Below are 26465 nucleotides of genomic sequence, written 5' to 3'. Positions count from 1 at the left end.
GGGCGGTACCGGGACCTGTCAGGCGAGCAGCGCGGCGACTCGGGCGCGGATCCGCTCGGCGATCTCGTCCGGAGCCGCCGCCGCGTCGAGGACGAGGAACCTGTCGGGCTCCGCCTCGGCGAGGGCGAGGTAGGCGTCGCGGACACGGCCGTGGAACTCCGCCTTCTCGGCTTCCAGCCGATCGAAGGGCTTGTCGGCGGAATCGAGGCGCGTGCGCGCAGCTCCGGGGTCGAGGTCGAGCAGGACTGTCAGATCCGGAAGAGCACCCTCAGCAGCCCAGAGCGACAGATCGCGGATCTCGGTCGCGTCGAGGACTCGGCCGGCACCCTGGTAGGCCACGGACGAGTCGAGATAGCGATCCTGCAGCACGATGTCGCCTCGCTCGAGCGCCGGCCGCACGACGGTCGCGACGTGGTGCGCGCGATCCGCCGCATACAGCAGGGCCTCCGCGCGCGGCGCGATGTCACCGCGGTGGTGCAGCACGATGTCACGGATCAGCTGCCCGACCTCGGAGCCGCCGGGCTCGCGAGTCCGGACGACCGTGCGTCCGGTACCTTCGAACCATTCGGCGAGCAGGGTCGATTGCGTGGTCTTGCCGGAGCCGTCACCGCCTTCGAGCGTGATCCACACCCCGTGACCTGAGGTCACGAGTCCGCCTTCTCCGCTGCCTTCGCGGCCGCGTTCGCAGCGCGCGTGGCTGCCGCCTTCTTCGCCGCAGCCGACCGCGCGGCGGACGTCGCAGCCGTGGTCTTCTTCGCTGGCGTCTTCTTGGCAGCCGGCTTCTTGGCCGGGGCTTTCTTCGCCGCAGGCTTCTTGGCCGGGGCCTTCTTCGCCGCACCGCGTTTGGGGGCGGGGCCCTTGGCGCGCTTGTCGGCGAGCATCTGCACCGCGATCTCGAAGGTAATGTCCTCGACGGTCTGGCCGCGCGGGATCGTCACATTCGTCTCGCCGTCGGTGACGTATGCGCCGAAGCGACCGTCACGGATGCGGATCGGCTTCCCGCTGACGGGGTCGGCCTCGAACTCGGCGAGCGCGCTGGACGCGCGACGCCCGGCGCCGTACTTGGGCTGGGAGTAGATCTCGAGCGCCTGCTCCAGCGTCACATCGAAGATCTGCGACTCGCTCTCGAGCGATCGGGAGTCCGTGCCCTTCTTCAGGTACGGACCGAACCGGCCGTTCTGCGCCGTGATCTCGTCGCCGGACTCCGGGTCGACCCCGACCACGCGCGGGAGGCTGAGCAGCTGCAGCGCGGTGTCGAGCTCGATGGTGTCGACCGACATCGAGCGGAAGAGGGACGCGGTGCGCGGCTTCGGCGCCGTCTCCTTCTTCGCTCCTCGCTTCGGCTTCGGCGCCTCGACGACCTCACCGGTGGTCTCATCCACTGCGGCGTCTTCCGACACCGGGTCGTTCTCCTGCACGTACGGGCCGAATCGACCGTCCTTGACGACGACGATCTTGCCGTTCTCGGGGTTCTCACCCAGGACGCGGTCACCGGCGACGGGGGCGTCGATGAGCTCCTGCGCCTTTTCGGCGGTCAGCTCATCGGGGGCCAGGTCTTCCGGCACGTTGACGATGCGCGGCTTGGCCTCGGGGTTCTCGGGGTCGGCGACCTCGAGATAGGGGCCGTACTTGCCGAAGCGGAGTGTGGCCGTGTCGGTGATGGGCGTCGAGTTGAGCGCACGCGCGTCGATCTCGCCGAGGTTGTCGACGACCTGACGCAGTCCCACGTGGGAGTCCGAGCCGAAGTAGAACGACTTGAGCCATTCGACGCGGTTCTGCTCGCCGCGGGCGATCGTGTCGAGGTCGTCCTCGAGTGCGGCGGTGAAGTCGTAGTCGACGAGGTCGGCGAAGTGCTCCTCGAGCAGACGCACGACGCTGAACGCGAGCCACGTCGGAACGAGGGCCTGTCCGCGCTTGACCGCATACCCGCGATCGAGGATCGTCTCAGGGATCGAGGCGAACGTCGAGGGACGACCGATGCCCTTCTCCTCGAGCACCTTGACGAGGGATGCTTCGGTGTATCGCGGCTTCGGCGTGGTGCGGTGGCCCTTGGCCTCGGCATCCGACACCGCGAGCTGATCGCCGACGGCGACGGCGGGCAGCGACTGGTTCTCGGCGGCATCCGCGTCACCGCGCTTCTCGTCGCGGCCTTCCTCATAGGCCTCCAGGAAGCCCTTGAAGGTGTAGACGGTTCCGGATGCCGTGAACTCGGCCTTCTTCCCGGCGGCCTCGACGGCGATCGTGACCGTGGTGGTCTCGTACTTGGCGTCGGACATCTGGCTGGCGACCGTGCGCTTCCAGATGAGGTCGTAGAGGCGCTGCTCGTCGCGGTCGAGCTCGGACGACAGCGACGCGGGCGTGCGGAAGTTGTCGCCGGAGGGGCGGATGGCCTCGTGTGCCTCCTGTGCGTTCTTGCTCTTGGACTTGTACACGCGCGGCTTCAGCGGCACCGCGGCATCGCCGTAGAGCGACACCGCCTGGCTCCGTGCCGCCTGCACCGCCTGGGTGCTCAGCGACGTGGAGTCGGTTCGCATATAAGTGATGTAGCCCTTCTCATACAGCCGCTGGGCGACGCCCATCGCCTGCTTGGCGCCCATCGAGAGCTTGCGCCCTGCCTCCTGCTGCATCGTGGACGTCGTGAACGGCGCATAGGGGCTGCGTGTTCCCGGCTTGGCCTCGACCTTGGTGACGGTGCCGGCGCCGACAGCGTCGACGGCTTCGGCGAGCGCCGCTGCCGTGGCCTCGTCGAGGATGACGACGGCCTTCTTGAGCTTTCCGTCGTCGTCGAAGTCGGTGCCGCGCGCGAGCTGGCCGCCGTCGACGCGGACGAGGCGGATCTTGAAAGAGGTGCCGGTCGCCGCTGCTGCGGCATCGACGTCCCAGTACTCGGCGGAGGTGAACGCCATGCGCTCGCGCTCCCGGTCGACGATCAGACGGGTGGCTGCGGACTGCACTCGTCCCGCCGAGATGCCGGTCTTGACCTTGTACCAGAGCACCGGCGAGACGTCCCAGCCGTACAGGCGGTCGAGGATGCGGCGGGTCTCCTGCGCGTCGACGAGATCGTGGTCGAGCTCGCGCGTGTTGCCGACAGCCGCCTGGATCGCATCCTTGGTGATCTCGTGGAAGACCATGCGCTTGACGGGCACCTTGGGCTTGAGGGTCTCCAGCAGGTGCCAGGCGATCGCCTCGCCTTCGCGGTCCTCATCAGTGGCGAGCAGGAGCTCGTCGGCGCTCTTCAGCGCGCGCTTGAGCTCGGCGACCGTCTTGGTCTTCCGGTCGGAGACGACGTAGTACGGGTCGAACCCGTTCTCGATGTCGATCGAGTACTTCCCGTAGGCCTGCTTGTCAGCGGCCGGGATGTCCTTCTTGTCAGCGAGGTCGCGAATGTGGCCGACGGAACTGAGCACCTCATAGCCGTCGCCGAGGTATCCCTGAATAGACCGCATCTTCGTCGGGGACTCGACGATGACGAGCTTCTTGCCTTCAGCCAAGGGTGCGTCCTTTCTTCGAAGCACACCATACACACCACTGTGTGGGGTCATTCACAGTGAGTGAGGTCGCACGGCCGTCACTGTCCCTCGGGTGGCCCGGCACGGGCGCGGGAGACGGCAGCGAGTCCAGCGTACGCCGCCTGCACCTCCACGGTCGCCACGAAGCCCTCGAGGGCGCATCCGGTGAGCGTGGCACCGGCGGCTCCCGCGACCCGCGCGGCGAGGGCACACGGCTCGTCGTCGGTCGGCACCGCGCCACTTGCGGCATCGGCGGCGGCGAGCGCCGCGGCATCGGCCGCACCCGCCGCCCGTTGCGCGGTCACCGATGCCCCGCCCACGGCAGCGAGGCCCAGGGAGAGGGCTGCAGCCACGACCAGGACCCCGGCGGCGAGGGCCGAGCCCGCCATCAGCGGCCTCCGTCGAGCGCGCAGCTCGAGGCCCGCAGCGGCAGCCTCATCAGCGTCCCCACCGAGACGTCGAGGGATGCCGTGACGCACACGAGATCACCCGAGTGCGACGAGGAGACGCCCGCCCCGGCGACGGCCGCATCCACCACGCGCTCCGCAGCGTCCTGCCCCTCCCCTCGCCCGAGCAGCCGGGCCGCATCCGCCGACGCGTCCTGCAACGCCACCTGGCGGGATGCCGCTCCCAGTACTCCGGCCCCGAGAAGCAGTGTCAGCACGACGGCCGGAAGCGCGAGCGCGAGCTCGGCCGAGACCGATCCGCGCTCGCCCATGCGATCCGTCGACGAGTCGCCTCTCACGCGACCGCACCTCCGTCGTCTCGCACTCGACATCACGACACCGTCAGTGCCCGCCGCACGAGGTCGGTGAGGATGCCACGGACCTCGTCGGACCGCATGATCACCACCAGGAGCCCGGCGAACGCGACAGCGGCCATGGTCGTGATGGCGTACTCGGCCGTGGCGGCGCCGGTGTCGTCGCCGAACAGGGTCGCCGCGCGACGCCGGTCCAACCGGGGAATGCTCATCATGGTGTTCCTTCTTTCTCTGGGATGCGTGTGCATCGGGGTGGTCTCGGTCCGGGGCTGATCGATCACAGCGGCAACGGCGTCGAGGCGAGGACGCTGAGCAGCAGGGGCGCCACGCCGAGCAGGAGGAATGCGGGCAGCGTGCACACACCGAGCGGGATCAGCAGCCGCGTCGAGAGCTTCGCGGCACGCAGGCGGCCTTGCACCCTGGACTGATGGCGATCCTGGGCTGCTGACGCGCGGAGCAGCTCGGCGGCAGGCACGCCCGCCGCCCGGGAGAGATCGAGCACGGCACGGACGCGGTCCTCGCTTCCTCCGGAGGTCGAGCTGTCTGCGACCAGCTGCAGCGCGCGGTCGATGGATGCGCCGCCGGCGAGCGCGACGGCGACGAGCTCCGCCCGCATGCCCGGGGTGCCCGGGGCCGGTCTCGCCCGTCGCAGCATCCGCCCCGTCCACAGCCGTGCCGCCGCCACGAGGAGCAGGCCCGCGATCACGCAGGCGGCACCGAGAGGGTTCGTCACGACGACGCCGATGGTGTCGAACCCGAGGGCGAAGCCGAGGAGCAGCCCGGCGAAGGGCATCCAGAGCAGCAGCTTCGCCGTTCCCGCCGGCTCGGCGAGCGCGATGCGCACGTCGTCTGCCGCCGAGGCGGCGTCGCGCAGGGTCTCGGCGATCATACGGAGAACCTCTGCGAGGGGCGCGCCCACGGTCGTCGCGATCTCCCACGCCGCGGCCAGGTCGACCCACGCTCCGTCTTCCGCCTCGATGGCCGCGAGGAGGGGGACCCCCCGGTCGACCCGCTCGACCACCGAGACGGCGTGCGGGTCGCCCGTTCCGGCGAGATGGCGCCAGGCGACGAGCGGCACCGCTCCTGCCTGCAGCAGCACCGCCAGCGTCTGCACCGAGGTCGCGGCGTCCGCGGCCCGTCCCGCCCCCTCCCGCTGCCCCGCCCCGCGAGGCAGCCGGATCACCATGGCCTGACCTCTTCGATGTCCAGTCGCTCGCTCGTGATGATCAGCCGGCCCGCCTGACGGATGCGTCGGACACCGCCGGGCGCGCGGTCGAGGTGGAGCACCACCGTGAACGCGCTCACCGCCTGTCGAGCCAGCGCGACCGCATCCATCCCCGCGAGAGCCCCGAGTGCTTCGAGGCGGGCGGGCACGTCTCGAAGCCCGCTGGCATGCATGGTTCCGGCCCCTCCGTCGTGGCCCGTGTTGAGCGCGGTGAGCAGCTCACGCACCTCTTCGCCGCGACACTCCCCGACCACAAGTCGATCCGGCCGCATGCGCAGGGATTCGCGCACCAGGCGGGCGAGAGTGATCCCTCCGGCGCCTTCCAGGTTCGCCTGCCGCGCCTCGAGCGCGATGTGATGAGGGTGACGAGGCCGCAGTTCCGCGACGTCTTCGATCGTGACGATGCGCTCAGCAGGGGAAACCTCGGACAGCAGGGCCGACAGCAATGTGGTCTTGCCTGTTCCGGTGCCGCCAGTGATGAGGACGTTCGCCCGCTCCGCGACGAGGCCTTCGAGCCATCTCTGCTGTGGCGCCTCGAAGGCGCCGAGTGCGGCGAGCGCGTCGAGATCGGCGGCCCGCACCCGCGGGATGCGGATGGAGAGCGCGGTGCCCGTGACCGAGACGGGCGCGAGAACGGCGTGCACCCGGATGCCGGAATCGAGTCGCACGTCGACGCAGGGCGCCTGGTCGTCGATGTGGCGCCCGCCCAGACCGACGAGGGCGACGGCGAGGTCACGGACCTCGCGCTCCGAAGCCCGCCAGCCGACCGCCGGCTCGGCGCCGTTGCCGCGGTCGAGGAAGAGTCTGTCCGCACCGTTCACGAAGATGTCGGTGACGGCATCGTCGATGTGCGGCAGGAGCGGACCGAACGCCGGGTCCAGCCGCAGCGGTTCTGAGCCGGCGTCCGTCGCGGACGATGATGAGGCGCCGGCCCGCGGCTGGATGATGAAGGAATCGGCCATACCGCGACGTTAGGCGGCACGCCGACGAGGAGAGAGCGGAGGCGTCCGGGAGCTTCGAGGACTGTGCGTAACCCCTCATACCCCTCGCTCGGTGCAGGAGCTGGACGGCACCGCACCCCCGTCGGCCGGGAGCGCTCCCAACGGAATGGGCGGCATCTCACGGGGGGAATGAGATGCCGCCCACGGCGGTCCACGATTGGGGGAACCGGGCACGCCAAGGCCGGAATGAAATTTCGGCTGTCGTCGAGTGTACGCAAGGCGACCGTCCTGACAAAACCCGCACCACTACCGACTTTCGGCAGTATGCGACGATGGGTCGCGAGGATAGATTCGCCCTGACCTGGTCGCCGCACCCCCGCGATCATGTTCGCGATACCCGTATGCCGCAAAGGAGCGCCTGCCGATGAGCAGCCAGATCGACCACCTTCTCGACGAGACCCGGAAGTTCCCGCCGTCGGAGGATTTCGTCGCCCAGTCCATCTCCTCACCGGAGCTGTACGAGCGTGCCGCCGCCGATCGCGAGGCCTTCTGGGGCGAGCAGTCCCGCGAGCTCGTGCACTGGCACAAGCCGTTCACTCAGGTGCTCGACTGGAGCAACCCGCCTTTCGCGAAGTGGTTCGACGACGGCGAGCTGAACGTCGCCTACAACTGCCTGGACCGCCACGTCGAGGCCGGCAACGGCGACCGCGTCGCGCTGCACTGGGAGGGCGAGCCGGGAGACTCCCGCCGCATCACGTACGCGGAGCTCACGGAGGAGGTCAAGCGCGTCGCCAACGTGCTCGAGGGCCTCGGCATCGGGCAGGGCGACCGCGTCGCGATCTATCTGCCCATGATCCCGGAGGCGATCGCCTCGATGCTGGCGGTCGCGCGCCTCGGCGCCATCCACTCGGTCGTCTTCGGCGGATTCAGCGCCGACAGCCTGCGCTCGCGTATCGATGACGCGGGCGCCAAGCTCGTCATCACCGCGGACGGCGGATACCGCAAGGGACGTGTCTCCGCCCTGAAGCCCGCGGTCGATCAGGCTCTCTCCGACCGCGGCGAGGGCGAGCAGCAGACGGTCGAGCACGTGCTGGTCGTCAAGCGCGGCGAGAACGAGGTCGAGTGGACCGAGGGCCGTGATGTCTGGTGGCACGAGGTGGTCCCCGCGGCCTCCGCCGAGCACACCGCTCAGGCCTTTCCCGCCGAGAACCCGCTCTTCATCCTCTACACCTCCGGAACCACGGGGAAGCCGAAGGGCATCCTGCACACCTCCGGCGGCTACCTCACCCAGGTGGCGTACTCGCACAAGTACGTCTTCGACCTGCATCCCGAGACGGACGTCTTCTGGTGCACGGCCGACATCGGCTGGATCACCGGGCACAGCTACGTCACCTACGGCCCGCTCGCGAACGGCGCGACCCAGGTGCTGTACGAAGGCACCCCGGACACCCCGCACCCCGGCCGCTGGTGGGAGATCATCGAGAAGTACCAGGTCTCGATCTTCTACACCGCTCCGACGGCGATCCGCTCGTTCATGAAGACCGGGCGCAGCATCCCGGCGAAGTTCGACCTGTCGTCCCTGCGCCTGCTCGGCTCCGTGGGTGAGCCCATCAATCCCGAGGCGTGGATGTGGTACCGCGAGGTGATCGGCGCGGGCAAGACCCCCATCGTCGACACCTGGTGGCAGACCGAGACCGGCGCGATCATGGTCTCCGCACTCCCCGGCGTCATCGCCACCAAGCCGGGCTCCGCACAAGTGCCGCTGCCGGGCATCTCGATCGACGTGGTCGATGAGCAGGGCGTCGAGGTCGGCAACGACAACGGCGGGCTGCTGGTGATCACCGAGCCGTGGCCGAGCATGCTGCGCGGCATCTGGGGCGACCCCGAGCGATACCGCGAGACCTACTGGGAGAAGTTCGAGAAGCAGGGCTACTACTTCGCCGGCGACGGCGCGCGTCTCGACGAAGACGGCGACCTCTGGCTGCTGGGTCGCGTGGACGACGTCATGAACGTCTCGGGTCACCGCCTGTCCACCGCCGAGATCGAGTCCTCGCTCGTCGCACACGAGGCGACGGCCGAGGCCGCCGTGGTCGGCGCCTCCGACGAGACGACCGGACAGGCCGTGGTGGCGTTCGTCATCATCAAGGAGAGCTATCTCTCCGCGCACGACCCTGCCGGCCTCGCCCAGCTGCTGCGGCTCTGGGTCGGCGAGCAGATCGGCGCGATCGCACGCCCGCGCGACGTGTACATCGTCGGCGAGCTGCCGAAGACCCGCTCCGGCAAGATCATGCGACGCCTGCTGCGCGACGTCGCCGAGGGTCGCGAGGTCGGCGACACGACCACGCTCGCCGATACCGCCGTGATGAGCATCATCTCGGCTCAGGTGAAGTAGGACTACCTCCGGAACGACGAACGCGCCTCCCCTGCTTCGGGGAGGCGCGTTCGTCGTTCGAGCACGGCACCGGATGCCGCAGCTCAGGTCAGGCGAGGAGGAAGGTGACCTCGACCTCGACCGGACTGCCCAGCGGCAGTTCCGCAACACCGACGGCAGCGCGAGCATGCCGCCCGGCGTCGCCGAAGATCTCACCGAGAACCTCGCTCGCGCCGTTGACGATGCCGGGCTGACCGGTGAAGCCCTCCGCCGAGGCGACGAAGCCGCCCACACGGAGCACACCGGCGATGCGGTCGATTCCACCCGCGGCATCCGCTGCCGCGGCGAGCGCGTTCAGGGCGCAGGTGCGCGCATAGGTCTTCGCATCCTCCGCGGAGACCTCGGCACCGACCTTGCCGACTGCCGGCAGCGCGCCGTCGACGAAGGGCAGCTGCCCGGAGGTGTAGACGAGTCCACCATGGGTGACCGCCGGCACGTAGGCGGCGACCGGGGCGGCGACGGCGGGAAGCTCGATGCCGAGCTCGGCGAGACGGGCGGCGACGCTCATGCCTGGCCTCCCTCGAACTGACGGGAGGCCTGCTCCGCAGCGGCGAGGCCGGCGTTCGCCGAGGCGTCCGACGTCACGGGGCGCTTGAGGTACGCGACGAGACCGCCTTCGGGACCCTGCACGACCTGCACGAGCTCCCAGCCCTGCTTTCCCCAGTTGTTGAGGATCGCGGCGGTGTTGTGGATCAGCAGCGGCGTGGTGAGGTACTCCCACGTAGTCATGGCACTCCTGTCGATCGGGGCGCGACACCGGGATTCCGGGCGGGCTCGTCAAAGGTGGTATTCAGGGAACTCCCCTACGATCAAGCGTATGCCCCAAAAGAATCGCACGGTGAGAGGCGTGCTCGGCGGTCTCGTCGGGCTCGTCGGTCTGAGCGCCGTCGCCGGTCTCCTGGTCACTGCCAGCGTCACCCCCGTCCTCGCGATGACCGGCCTCGCAGGCACCCAGGCACTGACTCTCTTCGACCAGCTTCCCGAGAACCTCAACCCGGGTACGCCCATGGAGCAGTCGACGATCTACGCGTCCCTCCCTGACGGCACGCCGATCGAGCTCGCGTCGTTCTATGAGCAGAACCGCATCCCGGTGACCTACGAACAGGTCGCCCCGGCGCTCTACGACGCGATCCTCTCCAGTGAGGACAAGAACTTCTACAGCCACGGCGGCGTCAACGTCGGCGCCACGGTGAAGGCCCTCGTCGACAACGTGCGCGGCACCTCCAGCCGCGGCGCTTCCACGATCAGCCAGCAGTTCGTCAAGAACGTGCTGATCCAGCAGTGCGAGCAGGACGTCGACACGGAGTCCGAGACCCACTCCGAAGACCTCGAGCAGTGCTGGCGCGACGCGACCAACGCGACCGGCGCGAAGGGCATCGAGCGCAAGCTCCAGGAGATGCGCTTCGCGATCCAGATCGAGAAGGACTTCTCCAAGAACGAGATCCTGCTCGGCTACCTGAACATCGCCAACTTCGGCGGCACCGTCTACGGCATCGAGGCCGCGGCGAACTTCTACTTCTCGACGAGCGCCGCGAACCTGACCGTCGCGCAGGCCGCGACTCTGGCCGGCATCGTGCAGAACCCGAACACCTACCGCATCGACAAGCCGGCAGGCACCATCACGAATGCCAAGGGCGAGGCGCTGAACACCGCCGACAGCGGATACTCCCTCACGAAGGACCGTCGTCACTATGTGCTCGGGCGCATGCTCGCAGACGGCAAGATCACCCAGGCGCAGTACGACGAGGCCGACGCCTCGGAGATCGTGCCCGTGCTCAACCCGCCCACCCAGGGCTGCGCTTCGGCGAGCACCAGCGCGTACTTCTGCCAGTACGTGAAGTCGATCGTGCTGAACGACGAGGCCTTCGGCAAGACCAAGCAGGACCGGACCGACCTCCTCCGTCGCGGCGGCCTGAAGATCTACACCTCGCTGGACTTCCGTATCCAGACCCCTGCGGCGGACAAGATGGCAGAGATCGTCCCGGCCAACTACGACGACCAGCACTTCGGTGCGGCCGGTGTCTCGGTCGAGGTCGGTACGGGCCGGATCCTCTCCATGACGCAGAACACCCTCTTCACCGAGACGCCGACCAGCGACCTCGCATACTCGTCGCTCGTCTTCGCGGGCGATCGGGCGCACGGCAACTCGGACGGCTTCCAGGTGGGGTCGACGTACAAGCTGTTCACCCTGATCGACTGGCTCGAGAAGGGCCACTCGGTACGTGAGGTCGTCAACGGACGAGTACAGACGAACATGAAGTTCACCGCGGCCGCCTGCGGTGGCGGCACGATGGTCGCCAACACGAAGGAGATCGGCAACTTCGGTGGCGGCGGAGGTTCCACCGACACCGTGATGAACTTCACGAGGAACTCTCTCAACAGTGGTTTCTTCGCGATGGCGTCGAAGCTCGACCTGTGCGACATCAACAAGGTCGCCGACCGCATGGGAGTCACGCTCGGCAACGGCGACAAGACCACCGACGAGAACGTGCCCGCCGACGTGCTCGGAGCGAAGTACATCTCCCCGCTGGCCATGGCGAACGCCTACGCGACCGTCGCGAGCGGCGGCACCTACTGCACGCCGCGCGCGATCGACCGCGTGATCGGCGCCGACGGCAAGGACCGCCCACTGCCCGCCTCGTCGTGCACCGAAGGCGTGATCTCGCCCGAGGTCGCCGCCACCGCCGCCTACGCCCTGCAGAGCGTGATGGCCAGCGGGGGAACGGGTCGCCAGGCGAACCCCAACGACGGCACTCCGCTGATCGGCAAGACCGGTACGCACGACACCTGGTCGACCATGATGATCGAGTCCAGCACCAAGGTCGCGACCGCGGTCTGGGCCGGCCGGTACGACGGCCAGGAGAACATCTACCGCAAGAGCTACAACGGCAGGCTCCTGAACGAGCTGCGATACCCGTTGGCCCGCACCGCGCAGGAGGCCGCCAACGCCGCCTATGGCGGCGACGCCTTCCCCCGCCCGGACGACAAGCTGATCCGTCAGGTGATGTCGTCGGTCCCGGACGTCGTCGGAAAGTCGGTCGACGAGGCGACATCGATCCTGGAAAGCGCAGGCTTCCAGGTCTCCGTCAGCGGATCGATCGACAGCAGCATCGCAGCCGGCCTCGTCGCGGCGCAGGATCCGAGCGGACAGGCGGCCGGTGGCGCGACCATCAATCTCGCGACCAGCAACGGGCAGGGGACGACGGTTCCCGCCAACATGGTCGGAATGTCGAGAGCCCAGGCGGCCGCCGCTCTGGGAGGAGCCGGCTTCACGTCGATCGAGTTCGACAACTCCTGTAATCCACCGACAGCGGTCGTGAGCAGCACCGACCCCGCCCCGGGCTCGGCGGCCAGCAAGGCGACGACCGTCGGCGTGACGTGCCAGTAGGCACACGCCGGACGGCACACCCGGCCCTCATCGCGCTCGGCGCGGTGGGGGCCGCGGGCGTCGCCGCCGCGGTCTGGGGCATCGGCATCGAGCGGTACCTGTTCACCGTCCGCGAGGCGACCGCGGCCGCTCTCCCTCCCGGATCGGCGCCCCTGCGCATCCTGCACATGTCCGACGCGCACATGGCGCCGTGGCAGCACCGCAAGCAGGACTGGCTGGCATCCCTCGCACAGCTCGAGCCCGACCTCATCGTCAACACCGGCGACAACCTCGGGCACACGAACGGCCTCGACGGCATCCGCCGCGCCTTCGACCCGCTCGCCGGCATCCCCGGCGTCTTCGTGCACGGTTCGAACGATGTCACCGCTCCCTCGCCGCGCAACCCGCTGCGCTACTTCCTCGGCCCCTCCAAGAAGCACCGTGAACCGGCTCTCCTCGACACCGATGCGATGGACCGGTACTTCACCGACGAGCTGGGCTGGACCGACCTGAACAACGCGGCCGCGCGGTTCACCCTCGCCGGCTCCGAGGTCGACCTCTTCGGCGTCAATGACGCCCATCGCGACTGGGACCGCCTCGAAGAACTGCCCGACGCCATCGCCGCCCTCGGACCGCGCGACGCCGACACCCCGGTGCTGGGCGTCACCCACGCGCCGTACCAGCGGGTGCTCAACGGGTTCACCGACCTCGGCGCCGACGCGATCCTGGGCGGTCACACCCACGGCGGGCAGGTCTGCCTTCCCGGCTACGGCGCTCTCGTGGCGAACTGCGACATCCCCCTCAAGCAGGCGAAGGGGCTGAGCACCTGGTCCCACGGCGGCCGCACCGTACCGCTGAACGTCAGCGCGGGATGCGGTCATTCCATCTACGCCCCCGTGCGCTTCGCGTGCCGCCCGGAGGCGACACTGCTCACGCTGACGGCGCGGAGCTGATCGCCGCCCCGATTCGGTGCTCGGGAGTTTTCCCTGTAGACTCGGAGGGTTGCAAACGGGGTGTGGCGCAGCTTGGTAGCGCGCTTCGTTCGGGACGAAGAGGTCGCAGGTTCAAATCCTGTCACCCCGACCAGTGACACCGGAAGGCCGCCCTCAGGGGCGGCCTTCTCTGTACCGGGACCGCGCACGAAGGGAACGCATGAGCTCTCTGCTCCCGCCGCCGCGCCGCTTCACCCGCGCCTGGGCGCTCGCCCTCGGCATCCCCTTCTTCATCGCACTCGCCGTGCTGACGCTCACGCCGTCCCGGGTCGAGGAGTCCCTGCCGAATCTGCTCGACCTGGTCCTCGGCACCGCGCACCGTCTCGGCTGGGATTCGCTCGACTTCACCCGCTTGGAGATCATCGCGAACGTCCTCGTGTTCGTGCCGGTCGGCATCTTCGCGTTCGTGCTGCTCCCCCGTCGGATCTGGGTCCTCTCGCTCCTGGTCGGGCCGTTGCTCTCCATCGCCATCGAGACGGTGCAGCGCGTCGCGCTTCCCCACCGTGCTGCGACCGTCACCGACGTGCTGGCGAACTCCGCCGGCTCCCTGCTCGGCGTCGCCCTCGCCGTGCTGTGCACGCTGCTCCTCTCCCCGCGGTCTTCCCAGCGACCGCCTTCTAGGCTGGAGACATCATGACCGCGCCCGCACTCGTCGCCTTCGACCTCGATGACACGCTCGCACCGTCCAAGGGAGTGATCGACCCGCGGATCGCCGCACTTCTGCAGCAGCTTCTGCGCACCGTCGACGTCGCCATCATCTCCGGGGGGAACGAGGCGCAGTTCCGCTCGCAGGTCGTCGCCCGCCTCAGCGACGCGGATGCCGCGGATCTCGCCCGGCTGCACCTGCTGCCGACGTGCGGCACGCGCTATCTGCGACACGACGGCGCCGACTTCGTCGCCGTATACGCACACGACCTCAGCGACGACGAGAAGCGCGCCGCGCTCACGGCTCTGCGCGAAGAAGCCGAGCGACTCGGACTCTGGGAAGCCGAACCCTGGGGCGAGATCCTCGAGGACCGCGGGTCGCAGGTCACCTTCTCCGCTCTGGGCCAGCGCGCGCCCCGCGAGACGAAGCACGCGTGGGATCCGACCGGAGCCAAGCGCGCCGCCTTGCGGGATGCGGTCGCCGCGCGCCTCCCCGGCCTCGAAGTGCGCTCGGGCGGCTCGACCTCGATCGACATCACGCGGGCGGGCATCGACAAGGCCTTCGGGATGCGTCAGCTCGCCGAACGCACGGGCATCTCCCTCGCCGACATGCTGTTCTACGGCGACCGGCTCGACGAGGGCGGGAACGACTATCCAGTCCTCGCGATCGGCGTGCCGTCGGTGGCCGTCGACGGCTGGGAAGACACCGCGGAGAAGCTCGACGCACTGCTGCTCACGCTCTGACCGCCGCGGTGTCGCGCGGCGCAGCGTGGCAGGAGGGTCCTAGCATGGCGTCATGGATGCTCTGCTGATCGTCATCATCGTCGCCGCGGTCGCCAGCGCCCTGTGCTGGCTCCTGTCCCTGATCACCCGCGACACCTCATGGGTCGACCGCGCCTGGTCGATCGTCCCGGTGGTCTACGTCTGGATCTTCGTCGCGGGGGCGTTCGCGAACGGGGATGGATCCGTGCGCGTCGTCCTGATGGGCGTGCTCGCCACGGCGTGGGGCGCGCGCCTGACCTTCAACTTCGCACGCAAGGGCGGCTACACCGGCATGGAGGACTATCGGTGGGCGATCCTACGCGAGCGGATGCGCCCCTGGCAGTTCCAGATCTTCAACGTGCTGTTCATCATCGCCTACCAGATGACGCTGCTCGTGCTCATCACGCTGCCGGCGCAGGTCGCCGCCCAGAACCCTGCCGCCCTCACCGGGTGGGACCTGCTGTTCATCGCCGCATTCCTCGCGTTCCTCGTCGGAGAGACGATCGCCGACCAGCAGCAGTGGAGGTTCCACCAGCGCAAGAAGCAGGCGGGCGGCTCACTCGCGCCGGGGTTCGCGACGACGGGGCTGTTCCGGTACAGCCGCCACCCGAACTTCTTCTTCGAGCAGGCGCAGTGGTGGGCCTTCTACGCGATCGGCGCGACCGCCCTGGTGGCCGGTGGGGCCGGAGTGATCGGCGGCGTGCTGAACCCGACCATCATCGGCCCCGCCCTGCTGACGGTGCTGTTCATCGGCTCGACGATCTTCACCGAGTCGATCACCGCGTCCAAGTACCCGGCCTATGCCGAGTATCGCCGCACGACGTCGATGCTGGTCCCCTGGCCGCCGCGCACCCGCGCCGTCGCCCCGCAGTCCTGAGAACAGAGGGGGCGTCCGGCGCGGGCGCGGCAAGCGGGCTCAGTGCGTGCGCGCCTCGGCCGCAGCACGAGCGACGGGAACCAGGCGGGTGAGCTGCGTCACGTGGCCGGGCTCGAGCTCGGCGAGCGAGGACACCCCCAGCAGCCGCATGGTGCGCTCGATCTCGCTGCGCAGGATGGCGATCGTGCGGTCGACACCCTGGCGGCCACCGGCCATGAGGCCGTAGAGGTACGCGCGGCCGATGAGCGTGAAGTCGGCGCCGAGCGCCACCGCTGCCACGATGTCGGCGCCGTTCATGATGCCGGTGTCGATCATCACCGTGAAGTCGTCGCCGACCGCCCGTCGCACCTCGGGCAGCAGGTGGAACGGGATCGGCGCGCGGTCGAGCTGGCGGCCACCGTGGTTCGAGAGCACGATGCCGTCGACTCCCTCGTCACGCAGACGCACGGAGTCCTCGACGTTCTGCACGCCCTTGATGACGATCTTCCCGGGCCAGATGTCGCGGATCACCGCGAGATCGTCGTAACTGATCGTCGGATCCATCGCGGCATCCAGCAGCTCGCCGACCGTGCCTCCGGTGGCGCTGAGCGACGCGAACTCGAGCTTCGGCGTCGTCAGGAAGTCGAACCACCACCAGGGCCGCGGAATCGCGTTGATGATCGTCCCGAGCGTGAGCTGCGGCGGGATGCTGAAGCCGTTGCGCTTGTCGCGCAGGCGGGCGCCGGCGACGGGGGTGTCGACCGTGAACTGCAGCGTGTCGAAGCCGGAGGCGGAGGCACGGCGCGCGAGCTCATACGAGATCTCGCGGTCGCGCATCACGTAGAGCTGGAACCAGTTGCGCCCGTGCGGGTTCGCGGCCTTCACGCCCTCGATCGACGTCGTGCCGAGCGTGGAGAGCGTGAACGGGATCCCCGCGGCCGCGGCGGCGCCGGCCCCCGCCACCTCTCCCTCGGTCTGCATGAGACGCGTGAAGCCGGTGGGCGCGATGCCGAACGGCAGGGCGGAGGGCCCGCCGAGGATCTCGACACTCGTGTCGACATCGGGTGCCGGTCGCAGGATGCCGGGGTGGAACTCCACGTCCTGGAACGCCTGGCGCGCGCGGGTCAGGGAGAGCTCGCCCTCTGCGGCGCCGTCGGTGTAGTCGAAGGCGGCCTTCGGCGTGCGGCGCTTGGCGATCAGGCGGAGGTCGTCGATCGTGAGCGCGGCGTCGAGGCGGCGCTTGCGGCCATCGAGTTCCGGCTTCTTGAACTTCATGAGTTCGAGCAGTTCGACGGGATTGGGGAGCTGGCGCTGCACCATGATGTGCCTCTCAGTTCTGGGGGTGGAGGTCGCGGGTGAGGCCCGCGGACGTGTAGTAGCCGGTGATGTGCGCGCGGACGAGGTCTCGAGCCGTCTCGATGTCACCGCTGTCGATCGCGGCGACCAGGGCGTGGTGCTCGGCACGGAGCGTGACCGCCATCGACTCCCAGTCCGGGATCGCGTCGACGCCGGCCTGCACGTACGACTCGATCGACGACCGCAGACCGGCCATCATCGCGGCGATGACGGTGTTGCCGCTCGCCTCCGCGAGCGAGAGGTGCAGCTGGGCGTCGAGCGCGAGGAACTCGGACGGCGTGAGGTCTGTGGCATCCATCGCCTCCAGCAGTTCGCGGGCGCGCGCCGTGTCGCGGACGGGCGCCGACGCCATCGCGGCGACCACCGCGTCTTCGAGCACGAGACGCGTGCGCACCACGTCGTCCAGTGCGAAGCCCTGAGCCGCGACCTGCAGCCGCAGCAGCGCCGACATCCCCCCGGTCGGGGTGGCGATGACGATGGCTCCCGCCTGCGGGCCGGAGCCGGTCGCGGTGCGGATGAGTCCCATCACCTCGAGGACCCGGAAGGCCTCGCGCACGCTGGAGCGGCCGACGCCGAGCTCGGTCGCGAGGTCGCGTTCCGAGGGCAGGCGATCACCGGGGCCGAGGCGGGCGTCGAGAAGGTCGCGCTCGATGTGCTCGAGCACGAGTCGCCATGCGCGTGCCGGCTGCTCCGCCATTCGGCCTCCTGTGGTCAGACCACAGAGTATCGCGTGTGGTCAGACCACGCAAACACGGTCGCGTGGCAGGCCGAGCCACACCGCTGCGCGCGAAACACCCTCCTGCGTGCGCCCTCAACGGGGTGGCTCGCACAGAAGGGGGTGTTTCGGGGGGAGAGAGAAGGGCTTCAGCCCAGGCGCCCGCCGGACTCCTCGAGATAGCACGTGCCGCACAGCGACTCGTAGGTCGTCAGCTCGGGCGAGGATGATCCGTCCGCACCTTCGTCGATCGCGACCTGATCGCCGTCGAACACGAACCGACCACCGACGACGCGGCCGTTGAACACAGCCTTCCGTCCGCACCGACAGATGGTCTTCAGCTCCTCGAGCGAGTGCGCGATCGCCAACAGACGGGCCGATCCGGGAAAGGCATGGGTCAGGAAGTCGTTCCGGATGCCGTAGGCCATGACCGGGATGCCGTCTTCCACCGCGACGCGGAACAGGTCATCGATCTGGCTCGGCGTCAGGAACTGCGCCTCGTCGATCAGGAGGCACGCCACGTCGACCGGACCTGCCGGGAGAAGCTCATCTTCGGTGGAGCGTCGCATGCGATCGCGATGCTCCGCGAACAGCGCCCGGGCATCGCCGTCGGGCGCGATGAGGAAGTCGACCTGGCGGGTGACACCGAGCCGACTCTCGATCTCGGACGCGCCCTTGGTGTCGATCTCGGGCTTGGCGAGCAGCACGTGCTGACCGCGCTCCTCGTAGTTGTACGCGGCTTGCAGGAGGGCAGTCGACTTGCCCGAGTTCATCGCGCCGTAGCGGAAGTAGAGCTTCGCCACGGTGCGCGCTCAGACGTTGATGCCGAGGGCGGCTGCGGTCGCCTCCGTTGACCGCTCCGCGAGCGCCGGATCCTGGTTCAGCTTCTCGCCGAACGTGGGGATCAGCGCGCGCAGCTCGGGCTCCCAGCCCGGGTACTCCGCCGGGAAGCACTTCTTGAGCAGGTCGAGCATGATCGGCACCGCCGTCGACGCACCGGGAGAGGCGCCGAGAAGACCGGCGATCGACCCGTCGGCCGCCGCGACGACCTCGGTGCCGAACTGCAGGATGCCACCCTTCTTCGGGTCCTTCTTCATCACCTGGGCACGCTGGCCGGCGTCGATGAGGGTCCAGTCCTCGTCCTTCGCGGTCGGCATGAACGTGCGCAGGCTGTCGACCTTCTTCGCGTGGTTCTTCAGCAGCTCGCCGACGAGGTACGTGATGAGATCGGGGTTCTTGACGGCCACCTGCAGCATCGGCAGCAGGTTGTGCGCGCGAACCTGCGACACGATGTCGAGCATCGAGCCGTTCTTCAGGAACTTCGGGCTGAACGTCGCGAACGGACCGAACATAAGCGAGGCCTCGCCGCCGACGACACGGGTGTCGAGGTGGGGCACCGACATCGGCGGGGCTCCGACCGAAGCCTGCGAGTACACCTTCGCCTTGTGCTGTGCGACGATCTTGGGGTTCGTGGTCTTGAGGAACTGGCCGCCGATCGGGAAGACGCCGTAGCCCTTGATCTCGGGGATGCCGGAGTTCTGCAGCAGCTTGAGCGCCCAGCCACCGGCGCCGACGAACACGAAGCGAGCTCTGACCTCGTTCGGGGTGTGCCCGATGCTGTTGCGGTACTTGACCAGCCAGGTGCCGTCCTTCTGCTTCCTCAGGCTGCGGACCTCGTGGTTCGTGCGCAGCGTGACGCCCGAATCGGTGAGGTGGTCGAAGAGCTGGTGGGTCAGGGCGCCGAAGTCGACGTCGGTGCCCGCGGGGACGCGGGTCGCGGCGAACGGCTCACCCTTGCGGCGGTGCTGCATGAGCAGGGGCGCCCAGGTGTTGATGACGCGCGAGTCCTCGCTGTACTCGATTCCGGCGAACAGCGGCTGCTCCTTGAGCACCTCGTAGCGGGCCTTCAGGTACGCGACGTCCTTCTCCCCCCGCACGAACGTCATGTGCGGGGTCGCGTTGATGAAGGTCGACGGCTCATCGAGCACGCCCTTCTCCACCAGGGAGGACCAGAACTGGCGGCTCTGCTGGAACTGCTCGTTGATCGACACGGCCTTGGCCGGATCGAGCGGAGCATCGCCCTGCTGCGGCATGTAGTTCAGCTCGCACAGGGCGGCGTGGCCCGTGCCGGCGTTGTTCCACGGGTTGGAGCTCTCCTGAGCCACCTCGGAGAGTCGCTCGAAGGCGACGATCTTCCACTCCGGCTGCAGCTCGTGCAGGAGAGTACCCAGGGTGGCGCTCATGATGCCACCGCCGATCAGGACGACATCGACGTTTTCAGTCACCGAACCAGTCTAGTTCGCAGGCACGCCGCCGCAGACCATGCGGACCGCCCCTGTCAGACCGCTTCCACATGGCGGGGATGCGGTCAGGCTATGACCGCCAGGCGCTCGGCCAGGATCTCGGCGATCTGCACCGCGTTCAGCGCCGCCCCCTTGCGCAGGTTGTCGTTGCTGATGAACAGCACGAGCCCCTTGCCCTCGGGTGCCGACTGGTCGGCGCGGATGCGACCGACGAAGCTCGGGTCCTTGCCCGCGGCCTGCAACGGCGTGGGGACCTCGTCGACCACGACGCCGGGAGCAGCGCTCAGGACCTCGCGCGCGCGCTCAGGAGTGATGTCGCGCGCGAACTCGACGTTGATCGACAGCGAGTGGCCGGTGAAGACCGGGACGCGCACGCAGGTGCCGGCGACTCGGAGACCCGGGAGCTCGAGGATCTTGCGACTCTCGTTGCGGAGCTTCTTCTCCTCGTCGGTCTCGTTGTCGCCGTCGTCGACGAGATTGCCGGCGAAGGGGATCACATCGAACGCGATCGGGGCGATGTACTTCTCGGGCTCGGGGAAGTCGACTGCGGAGCCGTCGTGGACGAGCCGGAGAGTGTCGCCCTGTGCGAGCACACCCTCGACCTGGCCGAGGAGCTCCTGCGCGCCGGCGAGACCGGAGCCGGAGACGGCCTGGTAGGTCGACACGATCAGACGCTCGAGTCCGGCCTCGGCATCCAGCACCTTCAGCACGGGCATCGCGGCCATCGTGGTGCAGTTCGGGTTCGCGATGATGCCCTTGGGGCGCTCGTCGATCGCATGCGGATTGACTTCGCTGACCACGAGCGGAACCTCGGGGTCCATGCGCCAGGCGCTGGAGTTGTCGACGACCACGGCGCCGGCGGCGGCGAAACGCGGCGCATACGCGCGGCTCGCGGTGGCCCCGGCCGAGAACAGGGCGATGTCGATGCCCGAGGCATCCGCCGTCTCGACGTCTTCGACGATGACCGTCGCGCCGCCGTACTCGATCGCCGTGCCCGCAGAACGCGCGGAGGAGAACAGACGCAGGTCGCGGATCGGGAACGACCGCTCAGCGAGAATCTCGCGCATCACGGTGCCCACCTGGCCGGTGGCGCCGACGATGGCGACGGAGAGTCCTGATTCGGAGATGCGGGTCATGATGTTCCTTGGCGTCGTGCGGTACTGCGTACGAGGCTTCGGGCGCGGCGTCGGGGTGCTGAAGCTGCGCCTGGCGCCGGTGTCAGGGTTTCGGTGAGTCTACCGTGGCCGGACCGGCGGTCGCCGCTCTGAGTGCGGCGCCCGCAGGGTCGGCAGGAAAACGGCGTCGAACGGCAGAGATCAGCGGCCGGTGCCGGCGTGCACGGTGGCCTCGGCCTCGCCGTCGAGTCCGTAGGCGGTGTGCACGGTGCGCGCGGCCTCGGTCAGGTCGGTGTCGCGCAGTACCACCGAGATGCGGATCTCGGAGGTCGAGATCATCTCGATGTTGATGCCGCCGGCCGACAGCGCCTCGAAGAGCGTGGCGGAGACGCCGGAGTGCGTGCGCATGCCCGCACCCACGACCGAGAGCTTGCCGATCTGGTCGTCATGGATCAGATTCTGGAAGCCGACCTCGGTCTGATCGCCCGCGAGCGCCTTGAGGGCCGCGGCGGCATCCGCCTTCGGGACGGTGAAGGAGATGTCGGTGCGTCCGGTCGCCGAAACGTTCTGCACGATCATGTCGACGTTCGCGCCGGACTTCGCGACGATCTTGAAGATCTCCGCGGCCTTGCCCGGAACGTCCGGCACGCCCGCGACCGTGATCTTGGCCTGGCTGAAGTCGGTGGCGACACCGGCGACGATCGGTTCTTCCATGACTGCTCCCTCGGCTTCGCGGGGGTTCTTCATACCCTCGCCCAGAACGTAAGTGCCCTCGGCCGACGAGAACGTCGACCGGGCGTGGATGAGGACGCCGTGACGGCGTGCGTACTCGACGGCGCGGATGTAGAGCACCTTGGCGCCGTTGGCCGCGAGCTCGAGCATCTCTTCGCTGGAGACGTGATCGAGCTTCTGCGCCTTCGGGATGACCCGAGGGTCGGCCGTGAAGATGCCGTCGACATCGCTGTAGATCTCGCACACGTCGGCATCGAGGGCGGCGGCCAGGGCGACGGCCGTCGTGTCGGAGCCGCCGCGCCCGAGCGTGGTGATGTCACGGGTGTCGCGGTTGAAGCCCTGGAAGCCGGCGACGATCACGATCGCCCCCTCATCGAGCGCCTCGCGAAGACGAACCGGCGTCACGTCGACGATGCGGGCCGCGCCGTGCTGCGAGTCGGTGATCATGCCGGCCTGGCTGCCGGTGAAGGAACGCGCCTCGAAGCCCATCGAGTGGATCGCCATCGCCAGCAGCGCCATCGAGATGCGCTCTCCGCTGGAGAGGAGCATGTCGAGTTCGCGCGGTGCGGGGATGGGTGCGACTTCGTTCGCGAGCTCGAGCAGCTCGTCGGTGGTGTCGCCCATCGCGCTCACGGCGACGACCACGTCATGCCCGGCACGACGTGTGTCGACGATGCGCTTGGCGACGCGCTTGATGCTCTCTGCGTCGGCGACGGACGAGCCGCCGTACTTCTGCACGATGAGGGCCACGATCACTCCCTGGGATGTCGGGCGGATCCGCCCACGCTCATTCTACGATCGGCGCGTATGCCGCGTTGCGCATGTGTCACGGTCGCGCGGATCGCACGGCATCGGCGCGGGTGGACGGGCTAGAGGGCCGGGGGCAGCGCCTGCGGGGAGACCGGGCGCAGCCGCCCGCCCGTGGCGGCGAACCAGCAGCCGACGATGATCAGCGGGAATCCGAGGAGCAGTCCGGGGGTCAGGGGCTCCGCGAGCACGATCGCGCCGAGGACGATCGCGACCACCGGGTTCACGTAGGTGAAAAGCGGCGCACGCACCGGACCGACCTCGCGGATCAGCGCGAAGAACGCGAGGAACGCCACCGCCGTGCAGATGACCGCGAGAGCCAGGAGCGCCCCGAGCGAGGGCAGAGTCGGCACCTGATGCTGGGTGAGGAGACCGATGGGGAGGTAGAAGATCCCGATCATGAGCAGCGACAGGGTGATGGTGCCCAGCGAGGGGACGTCGCTCAGCTTCCGCGCGACGATGAAGGGCGCGATCGCGTAGAGCACCGCGACCAGCAGCACCTCCCCCGCGGCGAGGAGGCTGACCTCTCCCCCGAACAGCCCGGGGCCCGCGACCACGATCGCGACGCCGATGAATCCCACGAGCAGCCCGATCCCCCGCGCAGGCCGCAGCACCCCGCGGTCGCCGCCGCCGAGCGCGATCAGCGCGGCGAACAGGGGAACGGTCGCCACGAGCAGGCCCGTCATTCCCGACGGGAGGGTCATCTCGGCGTGCCCGAGCAGCAGGAACGGTCCCGCCATCTCGACCGCGCCGAACGCGAGGACCCAGGGCCAGTGCTTCAGCGCGGCGCGCAGCGCGCCGTTGCGGAGGGCGAACGGCAACAGCAGCAGCGCGGCGATGAGCGTGCGTCCGGCCACGATCGCCGGCGGCGAGATCGACTCGACCGCGACGCTGATGAACAGATACGGCACGCCCCACAGCAGAGCCATGGCCCCGAAGAGGAGCCAGCCGCGACGCGAGAAGCCCGCGCTCGCGGTCACAGGATGCGCCGGCCTTCGAAGGCACGACCGAGGGTGACCTCGTCGGCGTACTCGAGGTCGCCTCCCACCGGGAGTCCGGACGCGAGGCGGGACACGGTGATCTGCATCGTCGTCAGCAGCCTGCTCAGGTAGCTCGCCGTCGCCTCCCCTTCGAGGTTGGGGTTGGTGGCGAGGATGACCTCCTGCACCGTCCCATCGGCGAGACGCGACATGAGCTGGGTGATGCGGAGATCGTCGGGGCCGATGCCGGCGATCGGGCTGATGGCTCCGCCGAGCACATGGTAGAGCCCGCGGAACTCGCGGGTGCGCTCGATGGCCGCGACGTCTTTCGCGTCTTCGACCACGCAGATCAGCGCCTGGCTGCGACGTGGGTCGCGGCAGATCGCGCAGCGCTCCTGCTCGGCGACGTTGCCGCAGACCTCGCAGAACCGCACCCGGGTGCGGATCTCGCCGAGAAGCTCCGCGAGACGCGCGACGTCGAAGGTCGGCGTCTGCAGGATGTGGAACGTGATCCGCTGGGCGGACTTCGGGCCGATGCCGGGAAGGCGACCGAACTCGTCGATCAGCTCTTGAACGATGCCGTCGTACATCAGGAGAACCTCGTCGGGGGCTCGTAGGGCTCTTCGCGCACGAAGGTCGCGCCGAGCACCTGGCGGATCACGGCCTCACCGTAGCGCTGCACTCCCCCGACGGAGGGCGAGCGCTCGATGACGACGGGTGGGGCGGCGGCCGTACGCGGCTGCGTCTGCGGAGCCGGTGAAGCGGCGGGGGCCGGAGTCACTTGGCGCGACATCGGCGGCTCGTATGACGGATCGTAGGGCGGCTCGTCGTCGAAGGCCGGGGCGTCGTCGTCACCGGGCAGCGGCGGCTCGTCGCGATCCACAGCCCCGTCGGACGGCGGAAGGGGCGCGGAGGATGCGGCCTCGACCTCTTCCGGCTCCTCGTCGACCGGGAGCGGCGACGAGGGAGCCAATGTGATGCTCGGCTCTTCCTGCGTGGTCGGGATCGGGGCGACCGCCCACTCCGTCACCGCGGATGCGGAAGAACCACGGGACTGGGAGCGGGATGGCCCCGCTGACGCAGGCTCCGATGCGGGAGCGGAATCAGCCGGTGCCGAGGGGCCGGAGGCTGAGGGCTGGCGCGGGGCGCCGCCGGCGGGCATCGGCGCCGGCAGGTACTTCACCCGAACCCCGAGCTCGTGCTCGATCGCGGAGCGCAGGTGATCGGACGGCCCGGAGCCCGGTGTCGTCCCCTTGAACTTCGCGACATCGTGCTGACTCGTGAAGCCGAGGGTCAGGACCTCGGTCTCGGTGACGTAGGCCAGCGGCTGCACGGCCGTGGCCAGGAGCCAGGAGGTGCGGCTGATGTCTTCGAGACGGGTGAGCACGGCCGGCCAGGCGGCGCGGACGCGGTCGAATGTCACGGGGCCCTGCGGAACGGCGGGCTCGGCGGATGCGGCCTCGGACACGGTGTCGACCGTCGCGTCGGCGGCCGGCTCGACGGTCGGACTCTGTGCGGCTGCCGGCGCGGGAGTGGGTTCCGAGCTCGGGGCCGCCGGGGCGGGCGTCGAAGTCGCTGCGGCCGCCGCCGGGCTCTGCTCCACCGGCGCAGGTGCGGGTGCGGGGCTGGGCTCAGCAGGCGCAGGTGCGGAGACGACAGCTGGGCGGACGGAGGCGGGGGAACGTTCGGGCGCGGGCGCAGGGGCCGCGGATGCGGCATCGGTCGCACCGGCGAGGACGCGCGCCACCATGAGCTCGAGATGCAGGCGCGGCGACGTGGCACCCGACATGTCGTCGAGGGCCGCGCTCACCACATCGGCGGTGCGGGAGAGGCGTGCGGCACCGAAGGACTCGGCCTGGCCGCGCATGCGCTCCAGCTCGTCTTCGGCGATACCGCGCAGGACCGCCGATGCGCCGGCTCCGACCGCAGCGATCACGATGAGGTCGCGCAGGCGCTCGAGCAGGTCGTCGACGAATCGGCGCGGATCCTGTCCGGTCTGCACGACGCGATCGATCGCGGGGAAGGCGGCGGCCGCATCGCCCGCCGCGAGCGCATCGACGATCTCGTCGAGGAGAGCGGCATGCGTGTACCCGAGCAGGGAGACCGCACGCGCATAGCCGACGGTGACGGTCTCGGAGCCGGCCGGGGCATCGGAGCCGGCGATCAGCTGGTCGAGCAGCGAGAGCGTGTCTCGCGGTGAGCCGCCCCCGGCACGGACGACGAGCGGCAGGACGCCCTGCTCGACGATCACGCCTTCTTCGCCGCACAGCTTGGCGACGTATTCGAGCATGGCGGCCGGCGGCACGAGTCGGAAGGGGTAGTGGTGCGTGCGGGAGCGGATCGTGCCGAGGACCTTCTCGGGCTCGGTGGTCGCGAAGATGAACTTGACGTGCTCCGGCGGCTCTTCGACGAGTTTGAGCAGCGCGTTGAATCCCTGCGGCGTCACCATGTGCGCCTCGTCGAGGATGAAGATCTTGTACCGGTCGCGGCTGGGGGCGAAGGTCGCGCGCTCACGCAGGTCGCGGGCGTCGTCGACGCCGTTGTGGCTCGCCGCGTCGATCTCGACGACGTCGAGGGATCCGCCGCCGGCGCGCGAAAGCTCCACGCAGCTCGGGCAGACGCCGCACGGCACGTCGGTGGGGCCCTCGGCGCAGTTCAGGCAGCGTGCCAGGATGCGCGCGGAGGTCGTCTTGCCGCAGCCGCGAGGGCCGGAGAACAGGTACGCGTGGCCGACCCGGTCGCCGCGCAGCGCCGTCATGAGCGGATCGGTCACCTGGGATTGCCCGATCATCTCGCCGAACGTCTCGGGTCGGTAGCGGCGGTAGAGGGCTGTGGTCACCTCAACAGCCTACGGCGTGCCACCGACCTTCGGCGGGCCGGCCGCGTCCCGGCATCCCGACCCGTCCCCCTTTCTGCGAACCACCCCTCTGCGCGCGCATGCAAAGGGGTGGTTCGGACAGGAAGGGGTG

General features: G+C 69.2%; 24 protein-coding genes and 1 tRNA gene. 7 read left to right on the top strand and 18 right to left on the bottom strand.

Going from position 1 to position 26465, the window contains the following annotated elements; all coding sequences use genetic code 11:
• Window positions 1-18: 18 nt before the first annotated feature.
• The 7 genes from tmk to CQ045_RS10930 form a co-directional block, all read right to left on the bottom strand.
• A complete protein-coding gene (tmk, locus tag CQ045_RS10960; protein WP_105723582.1) occupies window positions 19-648 on the bottom strand; it encodes a dTMP kinase in 630 nt (209 codons plus the stop codon).
• Window positions 645-3491: a type I DNA topoisomerase gene (topA, locus tag CQ045_RS10955; protein ID WP_105723580.1), complete on the bottom strand. Its 2847-nt coding sequence runs from the start codon at window positions 3489-3491 to the stop codon at window positions 645-647. Before topA ends, tmk begins: the two co-directional genes overlap by 4 nt.
• A gap of 77 nt (window positions 3492-3568) precedes the next feature.
• On the bottom strand, window positions 3569-3898 hold the full coding sequence (locus CQ045_RS10950; RefSeq protein WP_105723578.1) for a helicase: 330 nt from the start codon (window positions 3896-3898) through the stop codon (window positions 3569-3571).
• Window positions 3898-4227, bottom strand: a complete 330-nt coding sequence (locus CQ045_RS10945) for a TadE family type IV pilus minor pilin (RefSeq protein WP_105723576.1) — start codon at window positions 4225-4227, stop codon at window positions 3898-3900. The genes CQ045_RS10950 and CQ045_RS10945 overlap by 1 nt, the downstream gene beginning before the upstream one ends.
• A gap of 59 nt (window positions 4228-4286) precedes the next feature.
• Window positions 4287-4484 (bottom strand): DUF4244 domain-containing protein, encoded by a 198-nt coding sequence (locus CQ045_RS10940; RefSeq protein WP_105723574.1) that lies wholly within the window; start codon window positions 4482-4484, stop codon window positions 4287-4289.
• Between the two features lie 62 nt (window positions 4485-4546).
• Window positions 4547-5455: a type II secretion system F family protein gene (locus CQ045_RS10935; RefSeq protein ID WP_105723572.1), complete on the bottom strand. Its 909-nt coding sequence runs from the start codon at window positions 5453-5455 to the stop codon at window positions 4547-4549.
• A complete protein-coding gene (locus CQ045_RS10930) occupies window positions 5449-6456 on the bottom strand; it encodes a TadA family conjugal transfer-associated ATPase (RefSeq protein WP_105723570.1) in 1008 nt (335 codons plus the stop codon). Before CQ045_RS10930 ends, CQ045_RS10935 begins: the two co-directional genes overlap by 7 nt.
• Window positions 6457-6859: 403 nt before the next feature.
• Between CQ045_RS10930 and acs the strand changes: the two genes are divergently transcribed.
• The gene (gene acs / locus CQ045_RS10925; RefSeq protein ID WP_105723568.1) at window positions 6860-8827 is read left to right on the top strand and encodes an acetate--CoA ligase; all 1968 of its coding nucleotides are present in this window, start codon (window positions 6860-6862) and stop codon (window positions 8825-8827) included.
• A gap of 88 nt (window positions 8828-8915) precedes the next feature.
• Here acs and CQ045_RS10920 read toward each other — a convergent pair whose 3' ends face one another.
• Entirely contained in the window at window positions 8916-9374 is a 459-nt protein-coding gene (locus CQ045_RS10920; RefSeq protein ID WP_105723566.1) for a RidA family protein, read from the bottom strand.
• The gene (locus tag CQ045_RS10915) at window positions 9371-9595 is read right to left on the bottom strand and encodes a hypothetical protein (RefSeq protein WP_105723564.1); all 225 of its coding nucleotides are present in this window, start codon (window positions 9593-9595) and stop codon (window positions 9371-9373) included. Before CQ045_RS10915 ends, CQ045_RS10920 begins: the two co-directional genes overlap by 4 nt.
• Before the next feature lie 88 nt (window positions 9596-9683).
• Between CQ045_RS10915 and CQ045_RS10910 the strand changes: the two genes are divergently transcribed.
• From CQ045_RS10910 to CQ045_RS10885, 6 genes are all read left to right on the top strand, one after another.
• Entirely contained in the window at window positions 9684-12254 is a 2571-nt protein-coding gene (locus CQ045_RS10910; RefSeq protein ID WP_258131040.1) for a transglycosylase domain-containing protein, read from the top strand.
• Window positions 12245-13186, top strand: coding sequence for a metallophosphoesterase (locus CQ045_RS10905; protein WP_105723561.1), 942 nt, complete (start codon window positions 12245-12247; stop codon window positions 13184-13186). The genes CQ045_RS10910 and CQ045_RS10905 overlap by 10 nt, the downstream gene beginning before the upstream one ends.
• A 56-nt stretch (window positions 13187-13242) precedes the next feature.
• Window positions 13243-13319, top strand: a tRNA-Pro gene (locus tag CQ045_RS10900).
• Window positions 13320-13385: 66 nt separating this feature from the next.
• Window positions 13386-13862: a VanZ family protein gene (locus tag CQ045_RS10895; RefSeq protein ID WP_105723559.1), complete on the top strand. Its 477-nt coding sequence runs from the start codon at window positions 13386-13388 to the stop codon at window positions 13860-13862.
• Complete coding sequence (locus CQ045_RS10890; RefSeq protein WP_105723557.1) at window positions 13859-14614, top strand: HAD-IIB family hydrolase; 756 nt, start codon at window positions 13859-13861, stop codon at window positions 14612-14614. The genes CQ045_RS10895 and CQ045_RS10890 overlap by 4 nt, the downstream gene beginning before the upstream one ends.
• 52 nt (window positions 14615-14666) lie before the next feature.
• On the top strand, window positions 14667-15509 hold the full coding sequence (locus tag CQ045_RS10885; protein WP_105723555.1) for a DUF1295 domain-containing protein: 843 nt from the start codon (window positions 14667-14669) through the stop codon (window positions 15507-15509).
• A 39-nt stretch (window positions 15510-15548) separates the two neighbouring features.
• Here the strand turns inward: CQ045_RS10885 and CQ045_RS10880 are convergent, their stop codons facing one another.
• From CQ045_RS10880 to CQ045_RS10840, 9 genes are all read right to left on the bottom strand, one after another.
• On the bottom strand, window positions 15549-16808 hold the full coding sequence (locus CQ045_RS10880; protein ID WP_105723553.1) for an alpha-hydroxy acid oxidase: 1260 nt from the start codon (window positions 16806-16808) through the stop codon (window positions 15549-15551).
• Between the two features lie 10 nt (window positions 16809-16818).
• The gene (locus CQ045_RS10875) at window positions 16819-17541 is read right to left on the bottom strand and encodes a FadR/GntR family transcriptional regulator (RefSeq protein WP_105723551.1); all 723 of its coding nucleotides are present in this window, start codon (window positions 17539-17541) and stop codon (window positions 16819-16821) included.
• 167 nt (window positions 17542-17708) lie between these two features.
• Window positions 17709-18362, bottom strand: coding sequence for a thymidine kinase (locus CQ045_RS10870; protein WP_105723549.1), 654 nt, complete (start codon window positions 18360-18362; stop codon window positions 17709-17711).
• 9 nt (window positions 18363-18371) lie between these two features.
• A complete protein-coding gene (locus CQ045_RS10865) occupies window positions 18372-19844 on the bottom strand; it encodes a malate:quinone oxidoreductase (protein ID WP_105723547.1) in 1473 nt (490 codons plus the stop codon).
• Window positions 19845-19927: 83 nt separating this feature from the next.
• The gene (locus CQ045_RS10860) at window positions 19928-20998 is read right to left on the bottom strand and encodes an aspartate-semialdehyde dehydrogenase (protein WP_105723545.1); all 1071 of its coding nucleotides are present in this window, start codon (window positions 20996-20998) and stop codon (window positions 19928-19930) included.
• Between the two features lie 180 nt (window positions 20999-21178).
• Entirely contained in the window at window positions 21179-22459 is a 1281-nt protein-coding gene (locus CQ045_RS10855; protein ID WP_105723768.1) for an aspartate kinase, read from the bottom strand.
• 119 nt (window positions 22460-22578) lie between these two features.
• Entirely contained in the window at window positions 22579-23496 is a 918-nt protein-coding gene (locus tag CQ045_RS10850) for a DMT family transporter (protein WP_105723543.1), read from the bottom strand.
• On the bottom strand, window positions 23493-24086 hold the full coding sequence (gene recR / locus CQ045_RS10845; protein WP_105723541.1) for a recombination mediator RecR: 594 nt from the start codon (window positions 24084-24086) through the stop codon (window positions 23493-23495). The genes CQ045_RS10850 and recR overlap by 4 nt, the downstream gene beginning before the upstream one ends.
• Window positions 24086-26335 (bottom strand): DNA polymerase III subunit gamma and tau, encoded by a 2250-nt coding sequence (locus tag CQ045_RS10840; protein ID WP_105723539.1) that lies wholly within the window; start codon window positions 26333-26335, stop codon window positions 24086-24088. The genes recR and CQ045_RS10840 overlap by 1 nt, the downstream gene beginning before the upstream one ends.
• Window positions 26336-26465 lie beyond the last annotated feature (130 nt).

This window comes from Microbacterium sp. MYb66 (assembly GCF_002979435.1).
GTDB lineage: Bacteria > Actinomycetota > Actinomycetes > Actinomycetales > Microbacteriaceae > Microbacterium.
Note: the sequence above shows the minus strand (reverse complement) of the source record. Positions and strands in the feature narration are given on the sequence as shown.